The organism is Paraburkholderia sp. D1E (assembly GCF_052682275.1).
Window position 1 is genome coordinate 7,673,674 of sequence record NZ_JBQYMB010000001.1, and the last position, 14,367, is coordinate 7,688,040.

At 61.2% G+C, this 14,367-nt stretch carries 11 protein-coding genes; 4 read left to right on the forward strand and 7 right to left on the reverse strand.

Annotated features, from left to right (window positions below):
- Positions 1-138: 138 nt before the first annotated feature.
- The gene (locus ACUN0E_RS34430) at positions 139-1,389 is read left to right on the forward strand and encodes an IS256 family transposase (protein WP_408265345.1); all 1,251 of its coding nucleotides are present in this window, start codon (positions 139-141) and stop codon (positions 1,387-1,389) included.
- A 237-nt stretch (positions 1,390-1,626) separates the two neighbouring features.
- Here ACUN0E_RS34430 and ACUN0E_RS34435 read toward each other — a convergent pair whose 3' ends face one another.
- A complete protein-coding gene (locus ACUN0E_RS34435; RefSeq protein WP_445569409.1) occupies positions 1,627-2,979 on the reverse strand; it encodes an MFS transporter in 1,353 nt (450 codons plus the stop codon).
- Positions 2,980-3,142: 163 nt separating this feature from the next.
- Entirely contained in the window at positions 3,143-4,315 is a 1,173-nt protein-coding gene (locus tag ACUN0E_RS34440) for a M20 aminoacylase family protein (protein ID WP_445569410.1), read from the reverse strand.
- A gap of 118 nt (positions 4,316-4,433) precedes the next feature.
- Here ACUN0E_RS34440 and ACUN0E_RS34445 point away from each other — a divergent pair, with 118 nt between their 5' ends.
- Both ACUN0E_RS34445 and ACUN0E_RS34450 read left to right on the forward strand, forming a co-directional pair.
- A complete protein-coding gene (locus ACUN0E_RS34445; RefSeq protein WP_408232698.1) occupies positions 4,434-5,384 on the forward strand; it encodes a LysR substrate-binding domain-containing protein in 951 nt (316 codons plus the stop codon).
- A gap of 217 nt (positions 5,385-5,601) precedes the next feature.
- A complete protein-coding gene (locus ACUN0E_RS34450; protein WP_445569411.1) occupies positions 5,602-6,987 on the forward strand; it encodes a hypothetical protein in 1,386 nt (461 codons plus the stop codon).
- An 11-nt stretch (positions 6,988-6,998) separates the two neighbouring features.
- On the opposite strand, the gene ACUN0E_RS34455 is transcribed toward ACUN0E_RS34450, so the two are convergent.
- Both ACUN0E_RS34455 and ACUN0E_RS34460 read right to left on the reverse strand, forming a co-directional pair.
- Positions 6,999-7,457, reverse strand: a complete 459-nt coding sequence (locus tag ACUN0E_RS34455) for a hypothetical protein (protein ID WP_445569412.1) — start codon at positions 7,455-7,457, stop codon at positions 6,999-7,001.
- Between the two features lie 208 nt (positions 7,458-7,665).
- On the reverse strand, positions 7,666-9,102 hold the full coding sequence (locus tag ACUN0E_RS34460; RefSeq protein ID WP_445570572.1) for an aldehyde dehydrogenase family protein: 1,437 nt from the start codon (positions 9,100-9,102) through the stop codon (positions 7,666-7,668).
- Positions 9,103-9,318: 216 nt separating this feature from the next.
- Here ACUN0E_RS34460 and ACUN0E_RS34465 point away from each other — a divergent pair, with 216 nt between their 5' ends.
- Positions 9,319-9,690 carry a cupin domain-containing protein gene (locus ACUN0E_RS34465; RefSeq protein ID WP_408220634.1) on the forward strand — a complete coding sequence of 124 codons (372 nt, stop codon included), beginning with the start codon at positions 9,319-9,321 and terminating at the stop codon, positions 9,688-9,690.
- A 136-nt stretch (positions 9,691-9,826) separates the two neighbouring features.
- Here ACUN0E_RS34465 and ACUN0E_RS34470 read toward each other — a convergent pair whose 3' ends face one another.
- The 3 genes from ACUN0E_RS34470 to ACUN0E_RS34480 all read right to left on the reverse strand — a co-directional run bounded on the left by ACUN0E_RS34470 (position 9,827) and on the right by ACUN0E_RS34480 (position 14,238).
- Complete coding sequence (locus tag ACUN0E_RS34470) at positions 9,827-11,218, reverse strand: NAD(P)/FAD-dependent oxidoreductase (RefSeq protein ID WP_445569413.1); 1,392 nt, start codon at positions 11,216-11,218, stop codon at positions 9,827-9,829.
- A 158-nt stretch (positions 11,219-11,376) separates the two neighbouring features.
- Positions 11,377-12,999, reverse strand: coding sequence for a purine-cytosine permease family protein (locus ACUN0E_RS34475; protein WP_408509792.1), 1,623 nt, complete (start codon positions 12,997-12,999; stop codon positions 11,377-11,379).
- A 282-nt stretch (positions 13,000-13,281) separates the two neighbouring features.
- Positions 13,282-14,238: a LysR family transcriptional regulator gene (locus tag ACUN0E_RS34480; RefSeq protein WP_408232480.1), complete on the reverse strand. Its 957-nt coding sequence runs from the start codon at positions 14,236-14,238 to the stop codon at positions 13,282-13,284.
- Between the last annotated feature and the right edge of the window lie 129 nt (positions 14,239-14,367).

Consider the following 14,367-nt stretch of genomic DNA (forward strand, 5'->3'; position numbering starts at 1 on the left):
CTCACGCCGAATGTGTGAGAGCGCGGATTCCAGATGCACCACTACCCTCTCCGAGCCAGGGGACCCGCTTATAGAGGGTGTAATTAGTTTTGTGTAAACGGTCATTTGGCAGGAGACTGCCAGTAATCAGGAGCGACGATGACCGTAGCGAAACGCAACAAACGCGTGAAACCCGACCCTGAGCTCGTCAAGCTGGCCGACAGCCTGCTGGCGAACTACCAGAAACCAGAGGACCTGATTGGCGAGAACGGCCTGCTCAAGCAGCTCACGAAGATGCTGGTTGAACGGGCGCTAGAGACGGAGATGTCCGAACACCTGGGCCACGGCAAGAGCGAAGCGGTCACCAATGCCACGGGCAACACCCGCAACGGCCATAGCGCCAAGACGTTGCAGGGGGAGTTTGGCGAGTTGCCGCTCGATATCCCGCGTGACCGTCAGGGTGCGTTCGAGCCGAAGCTGGTGAGTCGTCATCAGACGCGCTGGTCGGGCTTTGACGACAAGATCATCTCGCTATATGCCCGCGGCCTGAGCGTGCGGGAGATTCAGGGGCATCTGGAAGAAATGTACGGTACCGAGGTGTCGCCCACGCTCATCTCGGCCGTAACAGACGCGGTGAGCGAGGATGTGAAGGCCTGGCAAGCCCGCCCGCTCGACGCGCTTTACCCCATCGTTTATCTCGACTGCATCCACGTCAAGGTGCGCGACAGCGGTGCTGTACGGACCAAGGCGGTCTATCTCGCCATCGGCGTGAACATGGACGGCCACAAGGAAGTCCTGGGGCTGTGGATCGCCCAGACCGAGGGCGCGAAGTTCTGGCTGCAGGTGGTGACCGAGCTGAAAACGCGCGGCGTGCAGGACATTTTTATTGCCTGTGTCGATGGGCTCAAGGGCTTCCCCGAAGCCATCGAAGCAGTCTATCCGAAGGCAGCAGTTCAACTGTGCATCGTGCATATGGTGCGCAACAGTCTGAACTTCGTGTCCTGGAAGGTGCAGCGCGAGGTCGCCGCCGACCTGAAGACGATCTACACTTCATCGACGGTCGAGCTGGCCGAGCAGAAGCTGAGTGCCTTCGAAGCCACGTGGGACAAGGACTATCCGTCCATCGGGCAGAGCTGGCGGCGCAACTGGGCACGCGTCATTCCGTTCTTCGACTATCCGCCGGAGATCCGGAAGGTGATCTACACCACCAATGCCATCGAATCGATCAACATGAGCCTGCGCAAGGTGATCAAAACCCGCAGTTCGTTCCCGACCGACGAGGCCGTGACCAAGCTGTTTTACCTGGCACTTAACAACATCAGCAAGAAGTGGTCGATGCCGATCCGGGACTGGAAGGCAGCCCTGAACCGCTTCACTATCCAGTTCGAAGACCGCCTGTTACCGGGTTAAATCAATACCCGTTTACACAAAATTCCGGACACCCTCCGCTTATAAGCTAGCGGTGTGAGCCGCTTTCTCTTGCTTACTTCTCTTTGCGGCGGCAAAGAGAAGTAAGTGCCTGCCCCGCACAGGGGCGACGCTAATAAACCAATAACAATTCAAGGAAAGGCCAACACCATAAAACCGCAGACAAACAAGCGCCGAGCAGGCAAACAACCACCCAAAGCGCCCCGCAAGAAAACCCCTTTAATCAATAGCCTTCCCAGCAGTCTCTCGCATAAACGGCAACGGCAACAACGACACAAGCCCACATCCAATCAGATACCAGGCAGGAGCCAGATTACTCCCAGAAACCTGAATCAACCATGTAGCAAAAAACTGCGCAAACCCGCCAAAAATAGAAACACCCAAACAATAAACAATCGACATCCCGGTCGCGCGAATCTCGCGCGGAAACATCTCCGGCAACATGACGATATTGGGCACCGCGGTAAACGCGACAAAAACGGCCAGCACAGCGACGACAGATAACAGAACAGGCACCGTCGGCGACGCATTGATGATCATGAAAGCCGGGTACACGGCGACAATCAGCAAAACACGAGACACCCACAAAACCCGCTTGCGCCCGACACGATCGGACAGCGCCCCGGCGAACGGCGAGCAGATCACCGTCACCACCGCCGCGGTCCACGCGGCCCACAGCGCCGACGACATCGGCAAATGCAGAATCCGTATCGCGTAGGTGGACAGATAAAACAGCACGATATAGTTCGCCGCCGTGCCGCCAATCGTCGTCAACACGCCCGTCGTAATGACACGCGAATGCTCGCGGAACAGCTTGCGCACCGGCTGTGCAACCGGCACCCGTTCCGCTCCATCGTTGCCATCCTCAACGCCCGGCAGGGTCTCATTCAGGTGACGCCGGATATAAATCCCAATCGGCCCCATCGCCATACCGATCACGAACGGCACGCGCCAGCCCCAGCTCTCCAATGCGGCAGTGGACAGCGCCGCCGCTAGCGCCACGCCCAGCAGCGACCCACAGACGGTGTTCAACCCCTGGCTCACAAACTGCCAGCTTCCGTAGAATCCGCGCGTCTTGTCGCTGCCATATTCAAGCAGCAACGATGTCGAAGCACCGATCTCGCCGCCCAGCGCGAAACCCTGAATCAATCGCGCAAGGATCACCAGCAGCGGCGCGGCTACACCAATCGCCGCGTAAGTCGGCGCAAACGCGATGATCGCGGAGCCGAGCGTCATCAGCCACAGCGTAAGACTCATCGCCGCCTTGCGGCCCGCGCGGTCAGCGTAGGCGCCAAGGAAAATACCGCCCACCGGACGCATGATGAACCCCACGCCGAACGTGCCCACCGCCAGCATCAGTTGCGCAAGCTGCCCTTCCACCGGGAAATACAGCTTGCCGATGATCGTTGCGAAGAAACTGTAGATCGTGAAATCGAAAAACTCGAGGCCGTTGCCGAGCGTGATCGCAGCAATCGCTTTGGCCTGGCTCGCGCGCCCGGCATGCGCAGTCGACGCGTTCTGCATGTTCAACGCGTCGGCGCCCACGGGTTGCGGTGTAGCGGAATAGTCCATCTGTGTCTCCATGGTGTCTGTCCTGCTGATGCGCGGCTCTACGGCTTTGTGCGCCTGAAAACAATGCGCGGCCTGACTGGTCCCACAAGGCCTTGAAGGCCCCGATGGTCCTCTCGCCCTTCGGAGCCTTACATGGCGTCAGTCCGATCCGATGCCGCCCGCCTCAGACAAGAAACGTCTGCGCGAGCCGCACCCAATAAGCCGCGCCGGTCGCGAGGCAATCGTCGTTGAAGTCGTAACCCGGGTTGTGGACCATGCAGCCGCCTTCGCCGTCACCATTGCCGATGATCAGGTAGCTGCCGGGGCAACGCTCGAGCAGGAACGCGAAATCCTCGCTGCCGGTCAGCGGTTGCATGCCGGCAATCAAGCCGTCTTCGCCGAGCCAGTCGAGCGCCACTTGCCTGGCAAGACCGGTCATCTCCACGTCGTTGACGAGCACCGGATAGCGGCGCTGGTAATCGACCTGCGCCTGCGCGCCGAACACGGCCGCCTGCCCGCACGCAACCGCCGTGATGCGCTCCTGCAAATGGTCGCGAACCTCGGGCTTCAGCGCGCGCACGGACAAGCGCATCTCCGCGGTCTCGGGAATCACGTTCGGGGCTTCGCCTGCGTGAATCGCACCGACCGTGATGATCGCCATATCGAGCGGTGCGATATTGCGCGAGACAATGGTCTGCAACGCCAACACGATTTGTGCGCACACCACGACCGGATCGACGGCCTTATGCGGCACCGCGCCGTGACCGCCGCGACCGGTCACCTTGATGATCACCGTATCGGACGACGCCATGAACGAGCCTGGCAGAAAACCGAACTTGCCGGTCGGAAAGCCCGGCATGTTGTGCATCGCGAAAACGGCGTCGCACGGAAACGTGTCGAACAGGCCGTCTTCGAGCATTTTTTTCGCGCCGGCCTGCCCTTCTTCGGCCGGCTGGAAAATCAGATTCAACGTACCGTCGAAATTCTTTTCCTGCGCCAGATGCTTGGCGGCGGCCAGCAGCATCGCCGTGTGGCCGTCGTGGCCGCATGCGTGCATCTTGCCGGGCACCGTGCTCGCATACGGCAGACCGGTCGTTTCGTGGATCGGCAACGCGTCCATGTCGGCACGCAGGCCGAGTTTGCGCGTGCCATTGCCAACTTTCAATTGGCCGACAACACCGGTTTGACCCAGCCCGCGATGCACCGTGTAACCCCACTCCTGCAAGCGCTCGGCGACCAGATCGCCGGTGGCGAACTCTTCGTAGGCAAGCTCCGGCTGCGCATGGATGCGATGGCGCAGTGCGATCATTTCGTCTTCGAGTTCGGCGATGCCCGCCGGGATAGCCATGGTGTTCACGATGTCGTCTCCGTCTATGAATGCGTGGACCCAGCATAGCGACGCCGATTTTCCAGCGGCAGGCGTAGAATCGTTGCGGCAGCAACCAGTGGTTGCCACCTTTCTACCCTCTCGTCAGATGAAACTGCATCAATTGAGCACTTTAGCGGCCATCGCGGATACCGGTAGTATTCGGGCCGCTGCCCGTTCGCTTGAGCTTTCGCCGGCTGCCGTGACCAAGGCAATGCGCGAACTGGAGGCGGATCTGCACGCACCGTTGCTGGTGCGTGGTGCGAGCGGCGTTGCGTTCACCGAGTTCGGGCGCGCGCTGGTCGTGCATGCACGGCTGGTGCTCGGCCAGTTGCAACGCGCGGAAGCGGAGATTGAAGCGATGCGGGGCGCGGCGGCCGGCAAACTGTCGATCGGCGTGACGCCCTGGGTCGCGTTAACGTTTCTGCCGCCGACGGTGCAGCGCTTCCGGCAGCGCATGCCGGAAGTCCAACTGGAATTCTTCGAGGGTCTGCTGGCGGTCGTGCAACCGCGCTTGCGCGACGGCAGCCTCGACTTTTCGATTGGCCGCCCTCCACCTGCTTCGCCGCAATCGGAGTTTCACAACGTACCGCTGTTTTCGACGCATTCAGCGGTGGTGGCGCGGCGTGATCATCCGAAGGCGGGTTGCCGCACGCTGCTCGAACTGGAAGACGCCGAATGGGTGTTGAACTGGGACCCGGCAAGCCGCGAGTCGATCTCGGACAATCTGTTCCGCAAGCGTGACATGAAGGTACCGCACACGATCCATCTCGCGCATTCGCTCGCGGTCGTGCTCGGCCTGCTCGCGAGGACAGACATGCTCAGCATTTTTCCGTGGCCGCTCGTCGAAGTGACCCTCGCGAAGGAAAATCTGTGGGCGCTGCCGCTGCGCGAAACGGTGGATGAAACCATCGTCAGCATCACCTCGCGCCGCGGTGCGCCGACAAGTCCGGCGGCCACGTGTTTTCTCGATTGTTTGCGTGAAGTGATCGACGAAGGAGCGCGTTCGCAAGACCCCGAACTGCGCCGCCTGTTTCATTCGATCGAACTGCTGCTGTAGCAAAGTGGCGCGATAAAATAACGGGTAATGTGGCCTGGTGGGGTGACTCAATTCGTCGAACGAGATCTTGTCCCCACCTCATAGCCTCGTAGTCAAACAGGCGACGCACACATGTCGCTCGTCGCCATCCATGCGGGCTGTAAGCTGAATCGCATGCACGCCCACTATGCTTCGAGTGCGCAGCGGCGCGCCGCCCTGCACCCACTCCGTGCCGACCATGAAGCAGACTCCGCCCAATAACGAAGCCGACTACGACACACAGGCGCCAAGCGCATCAGTGCAGCGCGGCAGCGATAACGACAGCGCCCCGCTCGATCCGTCCCGTCACCGTACCCTCGCTGAAGCCCGCCACGCCGATGGCGACGAACTGGGCGCCGTCGCGCATCTGATTGCCGCCCACACGCTGGACGCCTATGCAGCCGGCGAACCCGGCGCCAGCACCTCGAATCTCTGCGATGTCGCGACCGGATACTTCATGACAGGCGATCACATGATCGCCGGATACTGGTACCGCCTCGTTCTGACGCTCGATCCGCATGTCGCGGTTGCCTGCCAGAATCTGGCTGCCATCCTCGCAGGCACTGGACACACGGCAGAAGCCGCCGCCTATCGGGACCGTGCCTATCGGATCCAGCGCGTCTTTGTTGAAGGAACCGGCGCTCAGCAGCACCGCGTGTTGATCCTCTGCGCAGCACACACGTCCGGCAATGTCCCGTTCGATGCACTGCTGCCCGGCACGACCTGCTGCCGCATCAAGTATGCGATCGACTATGCCGCGGACGAAGAGGACCAACAGTTGCCGGCCTACGATCTCGTGTTCAACGCGATTGGCGATGCTGATGTCGCCGCCCCGCTCGCCGGGCGGCTCGCGCGCTTCGTCTCGCACTGCGCACGGCCCGTGCTCAACCCACCCGCCGCGGTCGCCCGAACCCAACGGCACCGTACCGCGAGCCTGTTCGCCGGGCTGCCGGATGTGCAGGTGGCGCCTTGCGTGCAGAGCGAGGCCGCGCCGGTTTCACGCGCCGCGCTTGACGCCCTGCTGGCAGAAGCCGGCATCGACTTTCCGGTCCTGGCGCGCCCCGCCGCTACGCACGGCGGCGAGGGACTGACGCTATGCGAGAGTCTCACCACGCTGGAAGCGTGGCGGTCGGCACAAGTCGGGGTTTCCTATCTGGCGACGTTTCGCGACTATCGCAGCGCCGACGGCTTCTACCGCAAATACCGGGTCATTTTTGTCGACCGGGAGCCGTTCCCTTACCACCTGGCGATTTCGCCGCACTGGATGGTGCACTACTACTCAGCTGAAATGGAACACCATCCGTGGAAGCTGGAGGAGGAGCGGTGCTTCCTCGACAATCCGCACACCGCGCTCGGGGAGCGTGTGATGCATGCCATTACGGCAATCGGCAGGCGGCTCGATCTCGACTACGGAGGCATCGACTTCACGGTGTTGCCAGGGGGACAGGTGCTGGTCTTCGAAGCGAATGCGACCATGCTCGCGCACTTCGAGCGCGAGACCGGCACCCTCGCCCACAAAAATCCATACGTGCAACGTATCGTCGACGCATTCGAACGGATGATGTCACGTCACCCGGCAACCTGAATGCGGGTCCGTTACTGGCTGGATAGATGCTGGTTCAGAAACGGCACGAAGCCGTTTTGCGTCGGACCGATCTGCTCGACGCAATCATCGTAGTCGGAGCCCATTGCGCGATCCTGACCATACATGCCGCGACACTGCGCATACAGCGTGATCGTCGCCCCGCTGCCCTTGGCCACGCGCGTGGCCGAATAGACCGCCTTGCCCGAGCGGCTCGGAACGTCGGTCTCGATCGCTGCCGCATCCGCACGGACGATCGAGGTGGAAGAATGCGCCGCCACGTAGTCTTTCGTGAGCGACCAGGCCTTATCGCACTGCGTCTGATCCGCGCACGCAACAGAGGCGTTACGCTGCGCGGTATCGAGCAGGCTCTCGGAGCGGGTAAAGTCGCGCGCCTGGGCTTCCTGCTTTTCGGCGGACATGCAGCCGCTCAGGACAAGCGCGGCAAGCGCAATAGCGATAGTTGTTTTCACAGGTTGAAGATCCGATGGCGAATTCCGGTGAGGATTATAGTCGCCCTCAACAGACACTCGCAGGTTTGGAACCGCCATCGGAAAACGGCCATCGCGGTGATGTCCCTCACCGCTCACTGCCCGCATAACTTTCGTTATGCTTGCGCGGCTTAGGACCACCACCGAATTACATTACTGAGGCGCATCACCGCCCGGCTGTCACGCAGCCTCAAGCCGCGTAGCCGACCACGCCCTTGATTTCCAGAAAGTCCTCGAGACCGAACTCGCCGTACTCGCGGCCATTACCCGACTGCTTGAAGCCGCCGAACGGCGCATCGGGGCTGTAGTCCGCGTAGTTCAGATAGATCGTGCCGGTACGCAGACGCTTCGCCACGGCATGCGCGTGCTCGATCGACGCGGATTGCACATAGCCCGCGAGACCGTAGAGACTGTCGTTGGCCATCGCGATCGCTTCGTCTTCAGAGTCGTAGCCGAGGATCGACAGCACGGGCCCGAAAATCTCTTCACGCGCGATCGTCATACCCGGCGTGACGTTGCCGAAAACTGTCGGGCGCACGAAGTAACCCTCCTTCAATCCTTCGGGACGTCCCGGGCCGCCGGCCACCAGCGTCGCGCCCTCTTCGATGCCCACGCCGATCAGCCGCTGGATCTTGTCGAACTGCTGCTCGCTGATGACAGGCCCAAGATCGATGCCCGTGGCATCCGCGGGACCGACGACCAATGCTTCAGCCGTTTCCCTCGCGTACGCCAATGCCTCGGTGAGGCGCGCGCGCGGCACGAACATGCGCGTGGGCGCATCGCACGACTGGCCGCTGTTGTCGAAACAGGCACGTGCGCCGCGCATCACCGCCTGCTTCAGATCGGCGTCTTCGAGAATCAGGTTCGCCGATTTACCGCCCAGTTCCTGATGGACGCGCTTGACGGTATCCGCCGCGGCCTTCGCGACCTGCACGCCCGCGCGCGTCGAACCAGTGAACGACATCATGTCGATGTCCGGATGACGCGACATCGCCTCGCCCACCGTCGCGCCTTCGCCGTTGACGAGGTTGAATACGCCGGCCGGCACGCCCGCTTCATCGAGGATCTCGGCGAAGATGATGCCGGAGAGCGGCGCCAGTTCCGAAGGCTTGAGCACCATCGTGCAGCCGGCCGCGAGCGCGGGCACGACCTTGGTGGCGATCTGCAAGGCCGGCCAGTTCCACGGCGTAATCAGCCCGCACACGCCGACCGCTTCCTTGCGGATCAGAATGCTGCTCTTCACGTACTCGAATTCGAACGTATCGAGCGTGCGGATCATCGTCTCCAGATGCGCGACACCGGTCCACGCCTGCGCGTCGTTTGCATATTGCAGCGGCGCGCCCATCTCACGGCTGATCGCATGCACCATGTCGTCGTAGCGCTTGCGGTAGACGTCGAGGATCACTTGCAGCAAATCGATTCGCTGCGCGATCGTGGTCTCGCTGTAGGCGGGAAAGGCACGCTTTGCTGCCGCCACCGCACGGTCGACATCGACCGCGCTGCCGAGTGAAATCTGCGCGAACGCAGTGGCCGTGGACGGATCGATCACGTCGAGCGTGGCGGAGCTGGCCGGCTCTTGCGGGTCGACCCATTGGCCGTCGATATAAAACTGCCTGGCGTGTTGCAGTTGCATGGCTTGGTCCTTTACATGAATGTGTTAGGTCAGACGGTGGGCCGCAGATCGCGCCCGGGAGCGGTGTCGAATGCTTTACATCGACGCCGCTCAATCTGAATGTCTTCAAATCGAAATTCATCGCTACGCAGCTTTGGCTCAGACTCCGGTTCTGCTTCGACTCAGCAATCGAATGCTTCGTCATCGAATCACATTCACCAGGAGAGACACATGAGCACCCTCACTTTTACCCGCATCGACGCTAAAGGCCCCGGCGCTTCGGGCCTGAACCCGGCCCTGCACGATCCCGCCGACGTCATTCTGGAAGGCGCCAAGGCGCCGCACGCCCTCAACGCCTTCTCCGATGCGACCAACATGCTGTCCGCGGGCGTCTGGCAATGCGATGCGGGCACGCTGAAGCTGGCCGACCTGCCGATCCACGAAGTCTGCGTGCTGATCGAAGGCGAAGTCGTCATCACCAGCGACGACGGCCGCAGCGACCGTTATGCCGCCGGCGACGCCTTCATCCTGCACAAGGGCTTCTCGGGCACGTGGCACATGCCGGTGGCGACCAAGAAGTACAGCATCGTGTACTGCGGTTGATTCATACTGCATCACACCGTTGCTTCATCAGGAACCGCACCCGTTAAGGTGCGGTTTTTTTATTCTGGCGGCAATGAGTAAAAAACCGCCAGGTGCATAGACAAACTCGCAGACAAGCTCGCGACACCATCCGCCGCTACATCGGGAAACCCAGCGCCTTGATCGAATTGATCCAGAGACGCCGCCAGCCACCGCGATCGTCGGCGCCGTCGAATGCGTTAAAGGTGATCTTCGCGGCGATCCAGCGCAGCGGTTCCGGCGGAATGTACGACGGCCCTTTGCGCGAAATATCCAGCGACGTAATCAGCGTATCGCGATTCCACAGCATGTCGAGGCCCATCTTCGCACCGAAGCGGCTGCCCGCCACGCCGAAGCCCGTATAGCCCGCGACGAACACGCTCTTGCCGCCGTGATAGCGGCGCGCGAACACCGCGCCACGTGAACAGTAGTCGATCGGGCCACCCCACGCATGCGTGAAGCGCACGTCATCCAGTTGCGGGAACGTGCGATAGAACGCTTCGGCGAGCTTGTAGTAGGTGCGTTCGTCACGATCCGCAGCCGGATTCGGATCGCCGCCGAAGTGATAGCTCACACGGCCGCCGAAGATGATCCGGTTGTCTTTCGTGAGACGGAAATAATTAAGCTGCGTACGCGTATCGTAGATGCCCTGGCGATTGTTCCAGCCGATGCGCGCCATCTGCTCGTCGCTCAAAGGCGCGGTCGCGACGATGTGATCGCGCACCTGCATCACGCGGCGCTTGATGTCGGTCACGCCCACATCCGCTGTGCCGGTGCCGAGCAGCACGCGTGGCGTTTCGATGCGGCCTGATTGCGTGTGCACGATCATCGTCGCGCCAAGATCTTCCATACGCGTGATCGGCGAGTGTTCATGCAAACGCACGCCGAGTTTCAACGCGGCGGCTTTCAGACCCCACGCGAGCTTTGCCGGATGAATCGTGCCGCTGCGATTGCGCGACCACATCGCGCCCGCGAACAGGGGCGAATCGAGTTGTTCGCGAGCGCCCTTGCTGTCGAGCAGCACCACGTCGTGCCCATGCGCCACGTGCAACTCGTAGTCGCCCTTGAGGTGATCGAGGTGGCCCGGATCGACGGCAACCGTCATCTCGCCATTCCATTCGACGTCCGCTTCAATGCCGTAACGCGTCAACGATTCCTTGAAGCCGTCGAGATTCTCCTGGCCCAGCTTTTCCAGCACGTCGAGGTCTTGCGGAAAAACCCGCGTCGCGTTCGGCAGACCATGCATCACCGAGGTGGAAATGATCCCGCCCGGACGGCCCGACGCACCGTAGGCCACCTTCCCCGCTTCGACCAGCACGACGTCGAGCGAAGGATCGGCTTCTTTCGCCTGAATTGCGGCCCACAGGCCGGTAAAACCACCGCCGACCACCACCAGATCCGCCGTAGTTGGACCGATCAACTCCCGTTCGACAGCCGGTGCGCGCGGATTGTCCAGCCAGAACGGAAACAGCTTTACACCTTCAAACGCGCGCTTTACTGACTCGCTCATCTTGTTTGCCTACTCAACTTGAATACCATTGCATTTACTGCGTGACTGTTGCTTCGGTGCAGTCCTGGTGTCGCTTCGACGCAACTTCTAATGCCACCTCGATGCTGCCCTCGTCGCAGTCTGACTGCGCCCGCCCTGAGCGCCTCGAACCGCACGATTCAATCCGCGTCCTGCGTGTCCAGCGCTTCTTCGCGTTCACGTTGCGCGGCGCGCTGCTGCGGTTGCGGTTGCGTCTTCATTGACGTCGTCATTTGCGGCCCGCCAGCCTTAAGCTTAGTCGCCGGCACCACCGGATGCACGGTCACATTGCGTTGCGACCCGCTACGCAACCAGCGGCGGCCACGCGGCCCATACACGCCGTCCGGTTCTGGAAAGCACTGCAGCAATCCGATATACAACGCGCAGGCAAGCGTCAGCGAAACCGGCATGCTGATATCGAGACCACCGGCGAGCTGCCCGAGCGGACCGACAAACTGATCCGGCAGATTGACGAAACACAGACCCACCACCGCACTCGGAATCCACGCGCCCATCGCGCGCCAGTTCCAGCCGTGCCTGAACCAGTAGTGGCCGCCACGGCCGCCGCGATTGAACACCTGCAGATCGTCGGACAGATAGAAACCGCGCCGAGTCACGAAGCCGATGATCATGATCACCATCCACGGGCAACTGCAAACGTTAATCAGCACCGAGAACGTCGATACGCTTTCAACCAGATTGAATGCAAAGCGGCCAAGAAAAATGAAGCCGATGGCGAGGCTGCCGATCAGCAGCGTGGCGCGCACGCGGTTCAGAAACTTGGGGAACATGCTCGACATATCGAGCCCGGTGCCATAGAGCGCAGTGGTTCCCGTCGACATGCCGCCGATAATCGCAATCAGGCACACCGGCAGAAAGAACCAGTTCGGCGAGATCGCCAGCAGACCGCCCACGTAGTTATTCGACGCGATGAAGTCCGGCGCCTTGCTGGCGATGATCGTTGCGGTAGCGAGACCGAAAAAGAACGGCACGAAGGTGGCCAGTTGTGCCAGCATCACCGCGAGAATCGTGCGCTTCTTCGGCGTGTTCTGCGGAATATAGCGGGCCCAGTCGCCGAGCGTGCAGGCGAACGACACCGGATTGCTCATCGCAACCAGCACGGCGCTCACGAACGCCGGCCAGAAACCCACCGAACCGAGTGCGACCTTGCCGGCGTACGCGCTATTGAACGGCCCGGCGAACGCCGCAATACCGACCACGAACAGCAGACTCGCCGCCCACACCGCGATTTTGTTGACCCACAGCATGAAGCGGAAACCATAGACACAGACGGTCAGCACCAGCACCGCAAAAAGACCGTACGCGAAACTCAACGTCATCCAGTTGACCGGCAAGCCGAGCAGATGATTCGCGCCACCCACCAGCGCGTCGCCCGAGCTCCACACCGCCAGCGAGAAAAATGCGACCGCGGTCAACACCGCAAGAAAGGAGCCGACGATCCGGCCATGAATACCGAAATGCGCACCGGAAGAAACCGGATCGCTCGTGCCGTTGCGCGGACCGAACAGGCCCATAGGCGCGAGGATGCACGAACCGATCACTACGCCAAGCACGATCGAATAAACGCCTGCCTTGAACGACAGACCGAGCAGCACCGGAAAACTGCCGAGCACCGAGGTGGAAAAGGTATTGCAACCGCCGAACAGCAAGCGGAACAGATCGATCGGCCGCGCATAACGCGAGCGATCCGGGATGCGTTCAAAACCGAATGTTTCGACTTGGGTGATGCTGTTACTGCTCATTGTCTCCGACTCCTGTAACGGCCAGGTCAATCACAATGGCTCGCCACGGGGATGCGGCGTCCACTTTTCTCAGATGTCTGGACGTCACTGTAAAGACAATCGGCGCAGGCAAAAATATCGCCCGCCCAACCTTTACTTCGATCTCGGGCGATGTAACCTGAAACGCCCGTCCTATAAGGTTCAGCGCATGCAATGAAAGACTGCACGGAGACGTCCTGTGAGCCTTGCACAGCGCAAACGTCGAAGCGAATCGCGAGAATCCGCGCGTCAAACCGGGCAAGCCTACCGCGCCTGACGGCGCCGCTTCGCAGCGGCGACGGTGGGCAGCGGCACCGGCACCGCGCCGGACATACCGTGCTCGATCAGAAAATCGCGGAACAGCCCGGCGACATGCGGCAGGCGCTTATCGGACACATGCATCACGTACCAGTCGCGCTCGATCGGATTGGCGGGCAAGGGCAATAACGCCAGCAAGCCGGCCTGAAATTCCAGCGAGCACGCGTGCAGCGACAGAAACGCGATGCCCAGGCCCGCCTCGACCAGTTGCTTGATCGCCTCGTTGCTCGAAAGCTCGGAGCCGATATGCAGTTTGTGGCCCGCGAGTCGAAACAGATTCTCGACAGTCGAGCGTGTGCCCGAACCCCGCTCCCGCACGAACAGATTCGCGGTTTGCAGATCGTCCAACGACAGGCGCTTTTTCTTCATCAGCGCGTGGGCGGGCGAGGCAACGAACGCCATCGGATGCTTCGCAAATGCGGTGGCCACCGTACGCAATTCGCGCGGCGCGCTGCCCATCACCGCGAGATCGATTTCGTGCGTGGCCAGCATGCGGATGATGTCGGCGCGATTGCCGACCTTGAACTGCACCTTCACTTGCGGGCGCAACTCGGTGAAGCGCACCAGAAAAGGCGGAATCAGATATTCAGCCGTAGTGATCGCGCCGATGCGCAGCGTGCCGCCCTGCTCGCCTTGTAACGCGGCGAGATCATCTGCCGCGCCGTTCCATAGATCGAGGATTTCCAACGCATAGCGTGCGAGGATTTCGCCCGCCGCGGTCAACTGCACGCCACGGCCCACTCGCTGCAACAGCGGCGCGCCCGCGGCCTCTTCGAGCAGACGCACCTGAAGCGACACCGCCGGCTGCGTGAGCTTCAGTTCTTCGGCCGCACGCGACACGCTGCCGAGCTTCGCGATCGTATGCAAGGTTCTCAATTGACGGAACGTGGCAGCTTTTAACATAAGTGAAAACCTATATGTTCTGTATAAACATTAAATTGTGCTGCGGTTTCCGTCGATTCTATACTGACCCTGACAGATGAGGCCGATCAATACCGGGGATAGCCCGGGGACACTTTCACCGGTTCAGCA